This window comes from Micrococcus sp. HMSC067E09, assembly GCF_001812555.1.
In the GTDB taxonomy this organism is placed as follows: Bacteria; Actinomycetota; Actinomycetes; order Actinomycetales; family Micrococcaceae; genus Micrococcus; species Micrococcus lylae.
In genome coordinates this window covers 161,233-177,109 of sequence record NZ_KV809449.1, presented here as the reverse complement: position 1 = coordinate 177,109, position 15,877 = coordinate 161,233, and the positions used below count along the sequence as shown (strand labels likewise).

Sequence of the window (15,877 nt, the reverse complement as noted above, 5' to 3'; positions counted from 1 at the left end):
CTGCTTCGTGCAGCGGACTTCGTTGAGGCTGGCACTGTTCGGCCCGTACCGCCACGGGTGTACTTGGTCTCCGCTGCTTCGTGCAGCGGACTTCGTTGAGGCATAGACATGCCACCCTCGACGGCCTCACAGATCAACGTCTCCGCTGCTTCGTGCAGCGGACTTCGTTGAGGCTCGTCAACGCGCACCACGGTCACCTCCTCGTCCTGTCTCCGCTGCTTCGTGCAGCGGACTTCGTTGAGGCGCCAGCAGCCGGACCGCAACCGTGGTGGTCTGTGTGGCTCCGCTGCTTCGTGCAGCGGACTTCGTTGAGGCATAGACATGCCACCCTCGACGGCCTCACAGATCAACGTCTCCGCTGCTTCGTGCAGCGGACTTCGTTGAGGCGACGCTCGATCCGGTCATCGAGGTGAAGGGCAAGGTCTCGGTCAAGTCCCCGGAAGTGGTGTAACGACCTTCAAGGCATGAGAGTCAGGCCAGGGTCGGCGTCACCTCCGTGCTCATCACGGTGCCCGGCTCCGGTGCCAAAGCCTCACGGCACCGGGCGAGCAGCTTCAGGCCGAGATACCGGCGGCCCTGAAGCCCATTCATCGGTCTGCTCAGCCAGCACCGCTCCTACCAGGCGGATGACCGCGTCTCGGTTCGGGAAGATCCCTACCGAGTCCGTGCGGCGCCGGATCTCCCGGTTCAGGCGCTCGGCGGGGTTGTTCGACCAGATCTGGGACCACACGTCCTTCGGGAAGCCAGTGAACGCGAGGATGTCCTCTCGTGCTGCATCGAGGTGCCCAGCCACCGCGGGCAGCCGATCGGTCACGTAGTCCAGCAGCCTGTCGAACTGGGCATGCACCGCTGGCCCGTCGGGCTGGTCGTACACGCTGTGGAGCATGGCCTTCACCGCCGGCCACATGCTCTTCGGGGTCACGGCCATCAGGTTGGCCGCGTAATGGGTGCGGCAGCGTTGCCAGACTGCGCCGGGCAGGTTCGCGGCCACCGCTTCGACCAAGCCACGGTGAGCGTCCGAGGTCACCAGCGCTACCCCGGTCAGGCCACGGGCCACCAGATCGGCGAAGAACTCGTTCCACGCCGCACCCGTCTCCGTGGTGGCCACCCTCAGGCCGAGGACCTCACGGCGCCCGTCCGCGTTGACCCCGGTGGCGACCATGGCCACCGCGTTGACCACACGCCCGCCCTCTCTGACTTTCATGGTCAGGGCGTCGGCGGCGCAGAACACGAACGGGCCGGCCTCGCCCAGCGGGCGGTGACGGAAAGCCTCGATGTGCTCGTCGAGCTCTTGGGCCATCCGGCTGACCTGGGACTTCGAGAGCGAGTCGATGCCCAGCTGCCGTACGAGCTTGTCCATGCGGCGGGTCGAGACCCCGGCCAGGTAGCAGTCCGCGACCACGGTGATCAACGCCGACTCGGCACGTTTGCGGCGCTCGAGGAGCCATTGAAGGGAAATATGTGCCGGTCCGGAGCTTGGGGATGGCCACGTCGATCGTGCCGGCGCGGGTGTCCAGGGGTTAGTGCCGGTAGCCGTTGCGTTGTGCGGTACGGCTCTGGGAGACCTGGCCGTACTCGGCCCCGCAGACCGCGTCCGCATCTGCACACAGCAGCGCGTTGATCACGGTCTGCAGCAGATGGCGCATCAGATCGGCAGAGGCTTGACCGAGCGCTTCGCGCAGAAGCCGTTCAGGGTCGACAATATGAGAAGCGGTCATCGTGGGATGTCCCTTTCGAGAGTGCTTTGGAAGGTTCACTCGAAGGCTCCCACGGTGACCGCGTCCGTCTCGAAGATGGTCGTGGCCACCGGGGAGGGTTACACCAATATCAGGGACTCAACTGAGCGGCCATGCTCGCGAAGACGCACCACGGGGCCGGTCACTGACTCCAGGCGGCTTTCGTTTTCCTCCATTGCCGGCTGGGGCCGGGAAGGTCTGATCGAGCACACATACTGAGGCACGCAGTACATCTGTCCGACCTATACAAGTGCGTTCTTCATCGCCATCGCCGGGGTGCACGCTTCAGCGAGCACGGTGGGCGGCTCCTACGACAACGTCCGGACCGAGAGTGTGAACGCGCTCTACAAAGCCGAACTCATCCATTCCAAGCGGAACGGGAGTCCGTTGAGGCGGTCGAGCTGGCCACCACGGGCTGGGTCCAACGGTGGAACACCGCCCGCTGTCACGAAGGGCTCGGCTACTGCGCTACGTCACGGTCGCGGCGGCCTACACTCTCGACCGAGACCTAGGGCCCGCTGCATTCTGACCTCGGAACGAAACCCGAGGCGCTTCAGTTCCTCCTGAGTCGCGTGGTGAGTGTTGTCGGGTGGGGTCAGTCTTGGTTGCTGAAAGCTGCGTCGAAGGAGGCTTCGGGGGTCTTCCAGAGCAGGGATCGGACGTACTGGACGGCTTCGGCGGCGCCGTGGAGGCGGTCCATTCCGGCGTCCTCCCACTCGATGGAGATCGGCCCGGTGTAACCGATGGCGCGCAACGCCCGGAAGGCGTCTTCCCACGGCACGTCCCCGCGGCCGGTGGAGACGAAGTCCCATCCGCGTCGAGGATCACCCCAGGGAAGATGCGAGCCCAGGACCCCGGCCCGGCCGGCGGGCGGACGCAGGCGTGTGTCCTTGCAGTCGACGTGATAGATCCGGTCAGCGAACTCGACGATGAATCCGACCGTGTCGATGCCCTGCCACATCATGTGGCTGGGGTCCCAGTTGAAGCCGAAAGCGGACCGGTGATCGATCGCCTCCAGGGCCCGGACGCTGGTCCAGTAGTCGTAGGCGATCTCGGAGGGGTGGACCTCGTGGGCGAAGCGCACGCCCTCGCCGTCGAAGACATCGAGGATCGGGTTCCACCGGGCAGCGAAGTCCTCGTAGCCAGCTTCGATCACCGAAGCCGGCACTGGGGGGAACATCGCCACGTATTGCCAGATCGATGAGCCGGTGAAGCCCACCACGGTGTCCACTCCGAGTCTGCGGGCCACCTTTGCGGTGAGTTTGAGCTCCTCGGCCGCACGAGTTCGGACGCCTTCGGCCTCACCGTCGCCCCAGATGCGGGAGCCGACGATGGCCTGATGGCGGAAGTCGATGGGGTCGTCGCAGACGGCCTGCCCCGTGAGATGGTTGGAGATCGCCCAGACCTTCAGGCCATACCGATCGAGGATTTCCTTGCGCCCGGCCAGATAGGTGTCGTCCTCAGCCGCCCGCCACACATCGAGGTGATCGCCCGAGCAGGCGATCTCCAGCCCGTCATAGCCCCACTCGGCGGCCAGCCGGGCCACCTCCTCGAAGGGCAGGTCAGCCCATTGGCCGGTGAAAAGGGTGACGGGGTGAGAGTTCTCGTGAGTCATCATGGGCTCCGTTTCGAGTACGTCAGCGAATTCTTCGCGCTCTAGACACGCGTCGGTTGGTAGGTGGGGTGTTCCCCGCAGTGGGTGGGTCAGTGGACGTCCACCCAACGGCCGGAGGCGGCGGAGGTGAGGACCGCGTCGGTAAGAACGGCTGCACGCAGGCCGTCGTCGAAGGTCGGCAGCCCATCCACTTCCTCGCCTTGGGCGGCCCGGTAGGTGTCGGCGACGAAGGAGGTGAAGGCGTCACGCCACCCTTGGGGATGTCCCCCGGGCGACTGGTCATAGGCCATGGACAAAGGTGACGCATCTTCGTCGGCTCGATGCCAGATCCGCGTCTGCTCCCGCCCGCCGATCCACAGGGTGTTCGGCTCCTCCTGGTGGAACTCGTAGGAGTGCTTGGGGGTGTCCACGGCGATGCGCAGGTCGTTCTTGTGCCCCGGGGACACCTGCGAGATCGCGGAGCTGCCCACAGCGCCCCCGTCGAGCCGGAAGACGAACACAGCGGCGTCCTCGGTGCTCACCGGCTCCGAGCTCGTCCCACGGGTGTCGTAGACGGTGGACAGGTCGGCGGTGAGCGAGGTGATGCGTTGGCCGGTGACGAACTCCATGAGATCGCACAGGTGCACTCCGATGTCGGCGAAGGCTCGGGACTGACCGCCCTGAGCGGAGTCCACCCGCCAGTTCGTGTCCCAGGGACGGGACAGCCAGTCCTGCAGGTAGTTGCCCCGCACCAGGTGTGGTTCGTCAGCGCCTGAGGCCAAGCGAGCCCGCAGTTCACGGACGGAGGAGTAGAAGCGGTAGCCGAAGGGGACCGTGGCCACAAGATCGGTGGCTCGCCATTGATCGACCATGGCCTGCGCGTCGTCCCGGCGCGTGGCCAGCGGCTTCTCGCAGATCACGTGCTTGCCGGCAGCCAGGGTGGCACGCACGAGATCGGGGTGGGTGTCGTTGGGGGAGCAGATGTGCACCACCTCGACGCGGGGATCTTCGATGAGTTCCAGGGGAGTGGAGTGCACCTCACGGGCCCCCGTCTGCAGCCCTGCGCGCTGTCCGGAAGCGACGTCGCGGCTGGCTGCGGCCAGCACCTCGTGTCCGGCGGCGCGGACGGCGTGGGCGTGGACGCGGGCGATCATGCCCCCGCCGATGATTCCTGCACGCATCGGTTACTTCTTTCGACCCAGGGCCACGGCGAGGATGATGATCACGCCGCGGACGATGTTCTGTTGACTGGTGTCCAGACCCGCCAGCACCAGACCGTTGTTGATCACACCGATCAACAGCGCCCCGATCACGGATCCAACGACAGCCCCACGGCCGCCGAACAGGCTGGTCCCGCCGAGGATGACCGCTGCGATGACCGACAGTTCGTCGCCGGTGCCCCACTGGTAGCGGCCGGATTCCAGGCGCCCGGCGTAGAGCATGCCCGCGATCGAGGCGGCCACGGCCGAGGCCATGAGGACACTGAAGATGATTCGACGCGTGCGCACACCGCTGTAGATCGCTGCCTGCTCGTTTCCGCCGGTGGCCAGCACCCGACGACCGTAGGCGGTGCGGTGCATGACGGTCGCCCCGAGGACGGTGGCGATGACGACCCAGATGAGCAGGGACGGGATCGGGCCGATGGACCCACCGCCGAAGAAGGCGTTGAACCCGGAGGAGAGGATCGGCTGGGGGGCGGAGCCGGTGATCCACATGGCCGCGCCCGCAGCGATACCCATCATTCCTAGGGTGACAAGGAACGAGGGAATCCGGGCAAAGGCCACCAGGCTGCCATTGATCAGTCCGACGAGCACGCCGGTGCCGATCCCGGCCAGGGCGCCGACGATCGGGCCACCAGCGGCTACACCCATGGCTGCCGTGACACTCGCCAGTCCTGCGACGGCGCCGACGGACAGGTCGATCTCCGCGGCGGCGATCACGAATGTGACCGCCACAGCCATGAAGGCGATCATGGCTGTCTGACGGAAGATGTTCAGCAGGTTCTCCACGGTGGCGAAGCCAGAGTCGTGCAAGAAGAGGACGCAGATTCCGTACACCAGGACCAGGCCGATGTAGATGATGTAATCGCGCCAATCCACCGAGCGCTTGCGGGCTGGAGCGCTCGCGCGTGCGGGGGCTGAAGTGGGGGCGGAGGTGGACATGGTCAGACTCCCTGAATGGTCAATTGGAGCGACTCTTCGTCTTCGATCTCGGAGCGGTCCAGGGTGGATTGGAGGTGGCCCTTGCGGAGGACCAGGATGCGGTCGCTGACGGCTAACAGCTCGGTGAGTTCCGAGGAGATCAGGATCACCGATGTGCCGGTTCGGGATAGTTCTCGAATCAGCGCGATGACCTCGCCCTTCGTACCGATGTCGATGCCGGCCGTCGGCTCGTCCAGGATGAGGATCTTGGGGTCGGTCGAGACCCAACGGCCGAGGACGACCTTCTGTTGGTTGCCCCCGGAGAGCAGCCGAATCTCGAGGTCGGGACTCGCACCTTTCACTTCGAATTTCTTCAGCACCTCGGAACCGAACCGTCGTGAGCGCCGCTCGTCTATGAGCGGGCCTCGGCGGAATCGATCCAGCAGCGGCAGAAGGAGGTTGTCGCGGACGCTGTGCGAGAGCACCAGGCCCTGTTCACGGCGGTCTTCAGGCACGAGAGCGAATCCGGCTTCGATTGCCGAGATCGGAGTCGTGATGGAGACCGGCTCGCCGTCGATGAGAATCTCTCCGCTGCGATGCTTGTCGATGCCGAAAAGAGCGTGCGCAATCTCGGTGCGGCCTGAGCCCATCAGGCCGGCTAGTCCGATGACTTCGCCGGGGTGGACGGTGAAGGAGATGTCCTCCAAACCGCGATCCGTGGACAGCCCCTTCACCTCCAGCCGTGGAGTCCCCGATCGGTCCACGTCGTGGGCCTCGTAGGTCAGCGCATTCTCCAACCGACGACCGATGATGGCCTCGACGAGATCTTCCGGGGGGATGTTCTCGGCGTAGTCCGTCAGCGCCACGGCACCGTCGCGCATGACGGTGATCCTGTCGGTGATCCGGTAGATCTCCTCCATCCGGTGAGAGATGTAGACGATGCCCATCCCCTGGGATGTCAATCTCGTGATCAGCGCGAACAGAATCTCGGATTCTTTCTTCGACAAGCTCGCGGTCGGCTCATCGAGAATGAGCACCCGGGCATCCTGAGAGATGGCCTTAGCGATCTCGGTCAGCTGCCAGTACGCCGTGCTCAGCCGGTCGAGGGAGGCTCTGGGGTCGATCGGCAACTGGAAGGTCTCGAAGATCTTCTCCGTCTCACGCTCCATGGCCTCCTCATCGATCAGCCCCAGGGAGGTTCGGGGTTCACGGTTGAGGAAGACGTTTTGGGCAACGCTCAAGGTGGGGACCAGGCTGAACTCCTGGAAGACCATGCCCACCCCCGCCTCACGGGCAGCGATCGGGGAATCGATGGTCACCGGACGCCCGTCCACACTGATCTCCCCGGCGTCGGCGCTATATACGCCTTGGAGGATCTTCATGAGCGTGGACTTGCCGGCGCCGTTCTCCCCAGCGAGGGTGTGGACCTCACCGGCCAGCACTTCAAAGTCCACTCCCTTCAACACCCGGTTCGCGTCGAAGGCCTTTTCGATGCCCTGCATTGACACGGCGACGGTCCTCGTCGCAGGTGAAGAAGGGGCCACGGCTGTGCTCGACATGATTACTTCAGCCCGTCCACGGTCACCCACTGTCCGCTGTTGGAGGACTCCAGGATTGCGTCGGCGATCTTCTCGATCTGGTAGCCATCGGCGAAGTTGGGGCTGGCTGGGGTGCCGTTGACGATGGCGTGGAAGAGATCGTGGGTTTCGATGATCTTGGTTTCGCCGTATCCGATGCCCAGGGCGGGGATCGGCCACAGTGCATCGCCGTGGGGGTGGGCGGGGCCGGTGTAGATCGTACGGAAGCCTCGCTCGGCAGGATCATCGGAGGCGAAGACCACCTGCAGCTGGTCTCGCTTCTCGTAGTCGAAGGCGATGGAGCCTTCGGTGCCGTGGATCTCGAAGGTCAGGAAGTTGTTCCGGCCCCAGCCGTTGCGGGTGGCTTCGATGCTGCCAATGGCGTCGTTGTCGAAGCGGAGCATGGTCATGACCTCGTCGTCGACGTCGACGGTGTCCTTCGGGGCCTTGGCGTCACCGCCGGCACCGAGCTTGTCGACGGTGCCGCTGGGCACCGGCCGCTCCGTGATCCAGGTGCGGGCCTGGGCGCTGACCGCGCTGACCTCGCCCACCAGGTACCGTGCGATGTCCACGACATGGGTGCCGATGTCACCCAAGGCGCCGCTGCCGGCCACGTCTTTGCGGAAACGCCAGGACAGAGGGGAGTCCGGGCTGGCCGACCAGTCCTGAAGGTAAGTGCCGCGGAAATTGAGGATCTTACCGATGCGCCCTTCGTCGATGAGCTTCTTGGCGTAGGTGATGGCAGGGGTGCGGCGGTAGTTGAAAGCGACCATAGTGGTCCGGTCCGAGGCCTGTGCCGCCTCGTACACAGCCTTGGCTTCTTCGGCACCGCGGGCCAGAGGCTTCTCGGAAATCACATGCTTACCGGCCTGAAGAGCGGCGATGGCGATCTCTGCGTGCAGATGGTTCGGAGTGGCGATGTCGATCACGTCGATGTTCGGGTCCTCGACGGCCTCGCGCCAGTCCGTGCCCGAACGGTTCCACCCGTAGCGGGCCGCAGCGTCTGCAGCGGACTCCTCGTTCACATCGATCAGCAATTCTCGCACCGGTCGGGCCGGGGCTGGCCAGAAGAACATCGGCATGGTCGCGTAGGCCATGGAGTGCGCCTTGGCCATGAATCCGGCTCCGATGATGGCGATCTTCAGCTCTTGCATTGTTGTTGCTCCGTTTCTTGGATTGACTCAGATGTCAGCTCGTGGGCGGGGTGCATTCGAGGAAGGACTCCTGGATGGCCTCAGGAACCTCCTGGTGGTAGATGTCCTGCCAGGCATCCAGCAGATTGCCGTGGTGCACCGGCAGGGCGGCGAGGGCTACGTAGGGTGGTGCATCTTTCTCGAGCAGTCCGTAGGCAGCCAAGGTTGCCTCGGCCACACCTTGGTCGTAGGGGCGTTGAGCGCCCAGCCCGGCCACGCCGCTGTTCTGGGCCATGGAGATCGCCACGTTCAAGCCGAGATCCTCAGTGGTGATCTTGACGTCACCGCGTTCGGCGGTACGCACGGCGGCCATGATCCCCTCGGTGGGCACGTCCCAGACACCCCAGAGGCCGTCGATGTCATCCTGGTGTCTCAGGAGCATCGCATTGGCGGCGTTCTGTGCCTCTCCGGCAAGGTCCGAACCGGAGATGCCTCGCTCGTCGATGATTTTGATCCCCGGGTATTCGTTTCGGATGGTTTCGGTGAACCCCTCGTAACGCTGATTCGTCACGAAGAAGTCGACCCCGTACTTGATTACCCCGATGTTCCCCTCACCCTGCAGTGCCTGGGCCATCAGATGTGCGGCGACGACCCCGTTGCCGTAGTTGTCGGCGGAGACTGCGGAGATGTAGTCCTCCCCTGCTTCGAAGCCCACCGGAATGTTGTCCATGAACACCAGGTCGATCCCGGCTTCGGCAGCCCGGCGATAAGCACCGGCCGTTGCCACGGCATCTGTGGGGATCGAGATCATGATGTCGGGCTTGCGGGCGATCATGTTCTCGATGTCCGAGACCTGCTTGCTCGGATCCTGGCCGGCGTCGGTGACTCCGATGACCTCGATGCCGAGTTCGGAGAACCGTGTTTTCAGCCCGTTGAGCTGTGCGGCCGTCCAGTCGTCGCCGGTGTAGTGCATGACGATGGCCGCGGTGGCCTTCTTCGCCTTGACCTGGTTGACCTCGTCGTCAGTCAACTCCAAGGTGTCGGCGGAGACCGGATCTTCCCCCTGGGGTCCCTTGCTGAGGACTTCACCCTCCAGGTCCGCGAGGGCTTCCTGGGCCGGGGCATGCTCGGGGAGCAGGCATGCGCTGTTCTCGGTGGCGGGGGCACATGCCGTCAGGGAGATCGTCAAGGTCACCAAGCTCGCTGTCGCCGCCAGACGGGCTCGGTGGCTCACAGTCCGAGCCCTCTCAGGTACTGGCGGCTTCGCTGAGCAGCTTCCCCCGGATCGCCGTCGTAGTAGTCCAGCTCCACGACTAGCCAGTCGTCGTAGTGTGCCTCCTGGACTGCATCGAGAATGTCCCTGAAGTTCAACTCCCCATCCCCCAGCGGAAGGAAGCGACCGCTGGTGGAGTCGTAGTCCTTCAAATGCACCAGCGTGAGGCGGTCGGAGTACCTGCGCACGGCCTCAGCCGGGTCCCCACCGCCGGCGGCCAGGTGGGCGGTGTCGGGGCAGAAGCCGATGCCTGTCTCCGCGAAAACGGTCTCCAACTGCTCGGGGGACTGCACGATCGTGCCCAAATGCGGGTGGAAACATGCGCGCAGGCCGTTGCTGGCGGCGATCTCTGCCACGGTGTCCAACGCACCACCAAGCCGCTTGTAGTCATCGTCGCGGATGCCCTTGGCCCGAATCGCGCCACCACCCAGGACAAGGTGACCGGCCCCGGCCGCCGCGGCGAGTTCGGCCGTCGAGCGGACCTTGTGCAGCTCATCCTCAAGCGCGTCCGCGTAGATGAAGCTTCCTCCGGTGTAAACGCTGACCAAGTCGAGTTCGTGGTCGGAGAGCCTGGACTGGAGCTCTCCCAGGTTGGAGGAGAAGTCGTGGAGGTTGCCCTCGAACATCTCCACCCCGGAGTATCCGGCCTGCTGGATGGGGGCGAACGAGTCGGTCACCGTCCCCGCTGAGCGGTAGTAGAGGTCCTTGATGCTCGTGACGCCGGTGGGGTCGCCGATGACTCCGCCCCACGTGATCGAGTGGTATGCCAACTTCACTGTCTGCTCCTTGAGGTGTGACCGCACTCACGTGATGTTCTCTTCGCGTGCAGACTATTGCCGCCCATAGACAGAAGTCAAGGGTGTCTACCTGCCGTTCGGCTCAATTGGGTGTTGGGTAGAAGCATGCCCAGTCGCGCTCTGTTGTCCGGCACGGACGCCAACCTCGCCCGAAGCGCTGCCCTCACCTTGGAATTCATCCGTCGAGACGGGCCTCAGAGCCGGCCAGACCTGGCGACCAAGACGGGGTTGGGCCGCACTGCCCTCACTCAGCGCCTCACCGTCCTGCAGGAAGCAGGTCTGGTGATGGAGGGCGAGTACGGGGAGTCGACCGGTGGACGTAATCCCAGGCTGTTGCGCTTGAACGCGTCAGCCGGGCTCATCCTCGGCTTGGAGCTCGGAGCCACCTCGTTCACGGTCGGCGTCACGGACCTGGATGGCAGCGTGCTGGCCCTGCGCAATGCAGTTTGTGAGATCGCATCGGGACCCGAGCCTGTGCTGTCCCGGGTGGAGAAGGTGCTCAAGGACATGCTGGCTGAGGCACGTCTTTCGCAAGGGGATGTCTGGGGCGTCGGGGTAGGGCTACCTGGCCCCGTCGAATACGCCACGGGGTGCCCGATTGAACCGCCGATCATGCCCGGATGGAACAACTACCCCGTCCGAGAGCGACTTACGGCCGCGTTCCAGGCACCCGTATGGGTCGACAATGATGTCAATGTGCTGGCCCTCGGTGAGCTCAGATCCAAGCGGGAACTCCGGAGGCAGGATTTCATCTACGTCAAGGTCGGCACCGGCATCGGTGCGGGGCTCGTTTCGACCGGACGGCTACACCGCGGTGCGCAAGGCAGCGCCGGAGACATCGGCCACGTAGCCGTGGCGGAGGCCGAGAACGTGGCGTGTCGTTGCGGCAAGTATGGCTGTCTCGAGGCCATTGCCGGCGGCGGCGCACTGGCTCTCCAAGGGGTGCGCGCCGCACAGAATGGTCGCAGCCCTATCCTCCAGAGACGATTCGCCGAGACGGGGAACGTCACAGCCCGCGATGTCACCGTCGCCGCTCGCAGTGGTGATCACTTCTCGGTGGAAGCCCTCACACGCAGCGGCAAGACCATCGGTTCTGTCCTCTCGACACTCGTCAACTTCTTCAACCCGTCGATCATTCTGATGGGCGGAGGCGTCGTTTCAAGTGGCGGGCAGTTGTTGGCGAGTATCCGTGAGACTGTCTATCAGCGTTCCCTACCCCTGGCCACGCGGGATCTGGTCATCCGCCCGGCTCATCTGAACAGCACCGGCGAAGGCGGAGTCATCGGCGCGGCCCACCTGGCACTCGACGAGCTCTTTGATCCGGCCACATTCCAACGCCTCATCACTCACGGGCCACCACGAAGTGTGGAGGAGCTGCACAGTGGGACTGGTTCCGTTTAGAGCGTGGAGCTCTCATCCTCATGGACGACGGGGCGGCGCGGATCGGCACACGAAAGTCGTGGCCTTTCGCCCAGACGCCGTGAGTAACGAACTCCTGCCGGCGCCTCCGCCCCGCACGGCCAAGGACGTCTCCCCGGCCGCCTCAGGACCTCCGCTCGTACAGGCCCAGCGCGTCCCAGGCCACCCAGCCGCCCTCGGCGAGGGTGAGCTCCACAACGTTCTCGCCTCCGGTCAGGGCCCCGGCCGGCAGTGCGAACTCGTGACGCGAGCGCACCAGCGTGGATCCAGGCAGCGTCGCGTCGCCCTCGCGGGAGCCGCGCGTCGCACCCTTCGCCAGCTCCACGGAGCGTACGTCTTGCCCGTTCACCGCCACGTCGAGACGTCCGCCCAGGCGCGTGGTGTCCACGAACCACAGGGCCAGGTCGACGTCACGCTGCGGGGCGGCGTCGAGGGGTACCGTCCACCGGGTGCGGTAGGTCTTCCGGCCGGCCCAGGCGTCGCCCGGACCCGGCAGCAGGTACGGCCACGCCTCCTCTGGGGTGTCCACGCCCTGGACGTAGTCGATCACGGCCGTCGGGTAGGCCTTCGGGATCTGCCCGTACTCGGCGGGGGAGAAGCGCAGCTCGAGGGACTTCCCGTCGAACTCGCCGATCCGCGCCAGCTCACGGCCGGTCGCGGTCACGGAGGCCTGGGACTCGCCCACCACCGCCGATGACGGACGGCCGCGCCGGCCGGCGTCGGACACCGCGACGATGACGTACCGGAAGGCCTCCCCGGCGGGGTCGAGGCCGTGGTGCACGAAGCGCGGATATACGGTCTTGCCGACCAGGTACGTCTCGTCGGGCCTTGCGTGCCTGCCGGTGGTCGGCAGGGCGTACACGCGGTAGTGGTCGATCAGCGGCTCCCACGGCAGGGGCGTCCAGGTCAGCTCGACGCGGGAGACGGCGCCGGTGGTGGCCACGCCCGTGACGGTCTGCGGCTTCTTGCTCATCGGTGCTCTCCTCAGTCCTCGATCAGGCGGCTGGTGCCGGCAGGGGTGGTGAAGCGGGCGCTGAGCTCCTTGGGCGCGGTGTCGTCCGACTCCACCCACGGCACGATCCAGAACGAGGACGTCAGCTGCTCCGGTGTGAACCTCAGGTGCAGGTAGCCGCGCCGCCCGTCGTAGTGGCGCACGTAGTCGTGCTGCACCCAGTCTGGTGTGTACTTGTCCGTCTTCGCGCCGTCGCCGTCGGAGGCCGCGGACGTCGTCACCAGCTCGACGCCGGCCGGCCCGGCCGGCAGTCCCGCCGCCTCGCCGCGCAGTTCGGCGGCCACGTGCTTGTGGATGTCCCCGGTGAGCATCACGGCGTTGCCTGCACGCCTCATCTCCGCCAGCAGACGGCGCCGGGCGGCCGGGTACCCGTCCCACTGGTCAGTGCGGTCGTCGGTGATCGGCGCGAGCACGACCCCGCCGGCCAGCACGTTCCACCGGCTCTGGGACGTGCGCAGCCGCTCGGTGACCCACCGCTCCTGGGCCGCGCCCAGCATGGTGCGGTCCTCCCGCACCCGGTCCGCCTCATCCACCGGCGGGGCGTCCCGGAACTGGCGGGTGTCCATGAGCGTGATCCGAGCCAGAGACCCGACCTCGAGCCCGGCGAGGATGTCCGACTCCGGCCCCTGCGGCAGGGCGTCGATGTCCACGGGAAGGTTCTCGTAGAAGGCCCGGTAGGCGACGGCGATGCGGTGTGCGAACAGCTCGGCGGGGATGCCGGTGGAGGAGGCGGCGCCCACGTAGTCGTTCTGCACCTCGTGGTCATCCCAGATGGCCACGGCGGCTGCGCGGGCGTGCAGCGCCTGCAGATGCGGGTCCGACTTCGTCAGGGCATACCGCAGCCGGTACTGCTCGAGGGTCTCGATCTCCACGGCGTGCGCGGGGGTGACCTCGGCTCCCTGACGCCACAGGTTCGCGGCGGTAATGCCGTACTCGTAGATGTAGTCGCCGAGGAAGATGGTGAGGTCCAGGTCCTCTTCCTGCGCCAGATGGCGGTGCGCGGCGAAGTGGCCGTGGTACCAGGCCTGGCAGGAGATCATCCCGACGGTGAAGCGCTCGGTCGCTGCCCCGGCAGCCGGAAGGGTGCGGAAGCGCCCCACCGGGCTCTTCTGCGGCCCCACCGAGAAGCGGTAGAAGTAGTCCGTTGCGGCCTTCAGCCCCTCGACCCGGGGGTGCACGGAGTGGGCCAACTCCGGCTGCGCCAGGGCCGTGCCGCGCTTGACGATCCGCCGGAAATCCCGGGTCTCGGACACCTCCCACTTCACCGGAGCGGACCGCAGCGGCATGCCGCCGTGCCCGTCCTCCGCGAGCGGCTCCGGCGCCAACCGGGTCCACAGCACGGCACCGTCCTCCCGTGGGTAACCGCTGGCGACGCCGAGACCGAACAGATTCTCCCGATGCGGCAGTGGGTCCGCGGAGGCGACGTCCGGCGCGTTGACCCCGAGGGCGAGGACGGCGGCGCTCGCTCCGCTGAGGCCGAGCAGGCGGCGACGGCTGAGGGTCGGGGAAGGAGAGGACATCGTGGCCTTTCATCCGTGCGTCTCGAGCAGCCCGGGCGGGCAACACACGGCACCGTAGGGCCCGGGTGTGAACGGCGGCGGAACATGCGGTGGCCTCCCGAGAACAGGACGGGACCGGCCTGGGCATTGCGCGGACCCCGGCTTAGGCTCGACAGCGGCGGAGTAGCACCGGCGCCCCGACGGCGTCCGCCGCCCCGCCCCCACCCGCACCGACGTTCTGGAGGACCCTGCCATGACCGCCACCGCACTGCTCGCCGGCCGCACCGCCCTCGTCACCGGAGGCACGCTGGGTATCGGCTTCGGCATCGCCACCCAGCTGAGGGAGCACGGCGCGAAGGTCGCCGTCACCGGACTCACCGACCAGGAGTGCGCCCAGGCCCGAGAGGCCGGGTTCTCCGCCCACGTCCTGGACGTCCGCGACCGTGAGGCGTGCACGCAGGTCGTCGCCGACGTCGTCGCTGAGTTCGGTGGGCTGGACGTGCTCGCCTCCAACGCCGGCGTCTACCCGCAGTCCTCGATCGAGGAGATGACGGACGAGGACATCGACCTCATCTTCGACATCAACGTCAAGGGCACCATCCACGCCGTCCAGGCTGCCCTGCCGGAGCTCATCGCCTCCGGCCGGGGTCGGATCGTGGTCACCAGCTCGATCACCGGCAACTACACCGGCTACCCGGCCTGGTCCCACTATGGCGCCACCAAGGCCGCCCAGATGGGATTCGTGCGCTCCGCTGCGATCGAGCTCGCCCGCAAGGGCGTCACCGTCAATGCCGTGCTGCCGGGCAACATCGTCACCCCGGGCCTGGAGGCCATGGGTCAGGAGTACCTGGACGACATGGCCACGTCCGTGCCCGCCGGCTTCCTCGGCGAACCCGAGGACATCGGCGCCGCCGTCGCGTTCCTCGCCTCGGACGGTGCCCGCTATGTCACCGGTCAGGGCATCGTCGTCGACGGCGGCCAGATCCTTCCTGAGGAGCCCGCGGCTCTCGAGGGCATCTGAGCATTCTCGCCGTCGCCGGGATCGCCGCGGCGGCCGTGGCCCTGCCGGCCGCGATCGTCGGGATCGCGGCGATGCTGGTCATCGCCGCTCTGGCCGGCGGTGCCCGGTCTGCTCAGTCATGGCCGACGTCTCCGTTCAGCTCGAACGCGCCCTTGCCGTCCAACGTCTCCCGGATGATGTCTGCGTGACCAGCGTGGCGGGCGACCTCCGCGGCGAGGTGCGCCAGGCACCAGCGCGCCTGCCAGTGCGTGAGGTCCTCGGGGTGCCAGGGCGCCGGCGGCACGGGGACCAGCGCGTCCAGGTCCGTGACAGCGTCGATGTTGGCCTGTGTGAGTGCCACGCACCGGTCGAAGTGGGCGACGACGTCTGCCAGGGGCCGGCGGTCCGCTATCGTCGCGTCCAGGGACAGATCCGCGCGCATCTCCTCCGGCAGCTCCGGCTGCCCGGGTGCCGCCGCCGCACTGGCGGACCAATAGACACCCACGGCGGCGGTGTGCAGCAACAGGCCGGAGAGGTTCAGCTCCGAGACGGTGGGAGCGGCGTGTGCCTGCTCGTCGGTGAGGCCGGCGACGGTGGTCCGCATCTGGGCGAGCTGCTGCAGGGCGAAGGTGCGCAGCACGGCATGCTCTCCGGCGGCGTTCGGGGTCAGGAAGCCCATGGTGATTCCTCCTGGGA

General features: G+C 66.4%; 12 protein-coding genes, 1 pseudogene and 1 CRISPR repeat array. Of the genes and pseudogenes, 2 read left to right on the top strand and 11 right to left on the bottom strand.

What is annotated here, in order from left to right; genetic code table 11:
* Nucleotide 1 precedes the first annotated feature (1 nt).
* A CRISPR array of direct repeats spans nt 2–387; the repeat unit is 28 nt; unit sequence TGCTTCGTGCAGCGGACTTCGTTGAGGC.
* 84 nt (nt 388–471) lie between these two features.
* The 8 genes and pseudogenes from HMPREF2863_RS09050 to HMPREF2863_RS09015 form a co-directional block, all read right to left on the bottom strand.
* Nucleotides 472–1,718 (bottom strand): annotated as a pseudogene (locus tag HMPREF2863_RS09050) (IS256 family transposase).
* Nucleotides 1,719–2,331: 613 nt separating this feature from the next.
* A complete protein-coding gene (locus tag HMPREF2863_RS09045) occupies nt 2,332–3,351 on the bottom strand; it encodes a sugar phosphate isomerase/epimerase family protein (RefSeq protein ID WP_067191024.1) in 1,020 nt (339 codons plus the stop codon).
* Between the two features lie 89 nt (nt 3,352–3,440).
* Nucleotides 3,441–4,511 carry a Gfo/Idh/MocA family protein gene (locus HMPREF2863_RS09040; RefSeq protein ID WP_067190988.1) on the bottom strand — a complete coding sequence of 357 codons (1,071 nt, stop codon included), beginning with the start codon at nt 4,509–4,511 and terminating at the stop codon, nt 3,441–3,443.
* A 3-nt stretch (nt 4,512–4,514) separates the two neighbouring features.
* Entirely contained in the window at nt 4,515–5,492 is a 978-nt protein-coding gene (locus HMPREF2863_RS09035; RefSeq protein ID WP_067190990.1) for an ABC transporter permease, read from the bottom strand.
* A 2-nt stretch (nt 5,493–5,494) separates the two neighbouring features.
* Nucleotides 5,495–6,973: a sugar ABC transporter ATP-binding protein gene (locus tag HMPREF2863_RS09030; protein WP_082739855.1), complete on the bottom strand. Its 1,479-nt coding sequence runs from the start codon at nt 6,971–6,973 to the stop codon at nt 5,495–5,497.
* Between the two features lie 59 nt (nt 6,974–7,032).
* Nucleotides 7,033–8,202 carry a levoglucosan dehydrogenase gene (locus tag HMPREF2863_RS09025; protein ID WP_070639562.1) on the bottom strand — a complete coding sequence of 390 codons (1,170 nt, stop codon included), beginning with the start codon at nt 8,200–8,202 and terminating at the stop codon, nt 7,033–7,035.
* A gap of 34 nt (nt 8,203–8,236) precedes the next feature.
* The gene (locus tag HMPREF2863_RS09020) at nt 8,237–9,376 is read right to left on the bottom strand and encodes a substrate-binding domain-containing protein (protein ID WP_246828869.1); all 1,140 of its coding nucleotides are present in this window, start codon (nt 9,374–9,376) and stop codon (nt 8,237–8,239) included.
* 35 nt (nt 9,377–9,411) lie between these two features.
* Complete coding sequence (locus HMPREF2863_RS09015; protein ID WP_070639560.1) at nt 9,412–10,230, bottom strand: sugar phosphate isomerase/epimerase family protein; 819 nt, start codon at nt 10,228–10,230, stop codon at nt 9,412–9,414.
* Nucleotides 10,231–10,356: 126 nt separating this feature from the next.
* Here HMPREF2863_RS09015 and HMPREF2863_RS09010 point away from each other — a divergent pair, with 126 nt between their 5' ends.
* Nucleotides 10,357–11,652: an ROK family transcriptional regulator gene (locus tag HMPREF2863_RS09010; protein WP_067191000.1), complete on the top strand. Its 1,296-nt coding sequence runs from the start codon at nt 10,357–10,359 to the stop codon at nt 11,650–11,652.
* Between the two features lie 142 nt (nt 11,653–11,794).
* On the opposite strand, the gene HMPREF2863_RS09005 is transcribed toward HMPREF2863_RS09010, so the two are convergent.
* Complete coding sequence (locus tag HMPREF2863_RS09005) at nt 11,795–12,643, bottom strand: polysaccharide lyase family protein (RefSeq protein ID WP_070639558.1); 849 nt, start codon at nt 12,641–12,643, stop codon at nt 11,795–11,797.
* An 11-nt stretch (nt 12,644–12,654) separates the two neighbouring features.
* A complete protein-coding gene (locus HMPREF2863_RS09000; protein ID WP_067191004.1) occupies nt 12,655–14,202 on the bottom strand; it encodes an alkaline phosphatase D family protein in 1,548 nt (515 codons plus the stop codon).
* 232 nt (nt 14,203–14,434) lie between these two features.
* On the opposite strand from HMPREF2863_RS09000, the gene fabG reads away from it, so the two are divergent.
* Complete coding sequence (fabG, locus tag HMPREF2863_RS08995; RefSeq protein WP_067191006.1) at nt 14,435–15,202, top strand: 3-oxoacyl-ACP reductase FabG; 768 nt, start codon at nt 14,435–14,437, stop codon at nt 15,200–15,202.
* 112 nt (nt 15,203–15,314) lie between these two features.
* Here the strand turns inward: fabG and HMPREF2863_RS08990 are convergent, their stop codons facing one another.
* Nucleotides 15,315–15,860 carry a mycothiol transferase gene (locus tag HMPREF2863_RS08990; RefSeq protein WP_070639556.1) on the bottom strand — a complete coding sequence of 182 codons (546 nt, stop codon included), beginning with the start codon at nt 15,858–15,860 and terminating at the stop codon, nt 15,315–15,317.
* Between the last annotated feature and the right edge of the window lie 17 nt (nt 15,861–15,877).

What these genes read in the sequence shown, in the direction of transcription:
- HMPREF2863_RS09000 (WP_067191004.1), bottom strand. Translation starts at nt 14,202, where the DNA reads ATGTCCTCTCCTTCCCCGACCCTCAGCCGTCGCCGCCTGCTCGGCCTC.
- HMPREF2863_RS09040 (WP_067190988.1), bottom strand. Translation starts at nt 4,511, where the DNA reads ATGCGTGCAGGAATCATCGGCGGGGGCATGATCGCCCGCGTCCACGCC.
- HMPREF2863_RS09035 (WP_067190990.1), bottom strand. Translation starts at nt 5,492, where the DNA reads ATGTCCACCTCCGCCCCCACTTCAGCCCCCGCACGCGCGAGCGCTCCA.
- HMPREF2863_RS09030 (WP_082739855.1), bottom strand. Translation starts at nt 6,973, where the DNA reads ATGCAGGGCATCGAAAAGGCCTTCGACGCGAACCGGGTGTTGAAGGGA.
- HMPREF2863_RS09005 (WP_070639558.1), bottom strand. Translation starts at nt 12,643, where the DNA reads ATGAGCAAGAAGCCGCAGACCGTCACGGGCGTGGCCACCACCGGCGCC.
- HMPREF2863_RS09010 (WP_067191000.1), top strand. Translation starts at nt 10,357, where the DNA reads ATGCCCAGTCGCGCTCTGTTGTCCGGCACGGACGCCAACCTCGCCCGA.
- HMPREF2863_RS08990 (WP_070639556.1), bottom strand. Translation starts at nt 15,860, where the DNA reads ATGGGCTTCCTGACCCCGAACGCCGCCGGAGAGCATGCCGTGCTGCGC.
- fabG (WP_067191006.1), top strand. Translation starts at nt 14,435, where the DNA reads ATGACCGCCACCGCACTGCTCGCCGGCCGCACCGCCCTCGTCACCGGA.
- HMPREF2863_RS09045 (WP_067191024.1), bottom strand. Translation starts at nt 3,351, where the DNA reads ATGACTCACGAGAACTCTCACCCCGTCACCCTTTTCACCGGCCAATGG.
- HMPREF2863_RS09025 (WP_070639562.1), bottom strand. Translation starts at nt 8,202, where the DNA reads ATGCAAGAGCTGAAGATCGCCATCATCGGAGCCGGATTCATGGCCAAG.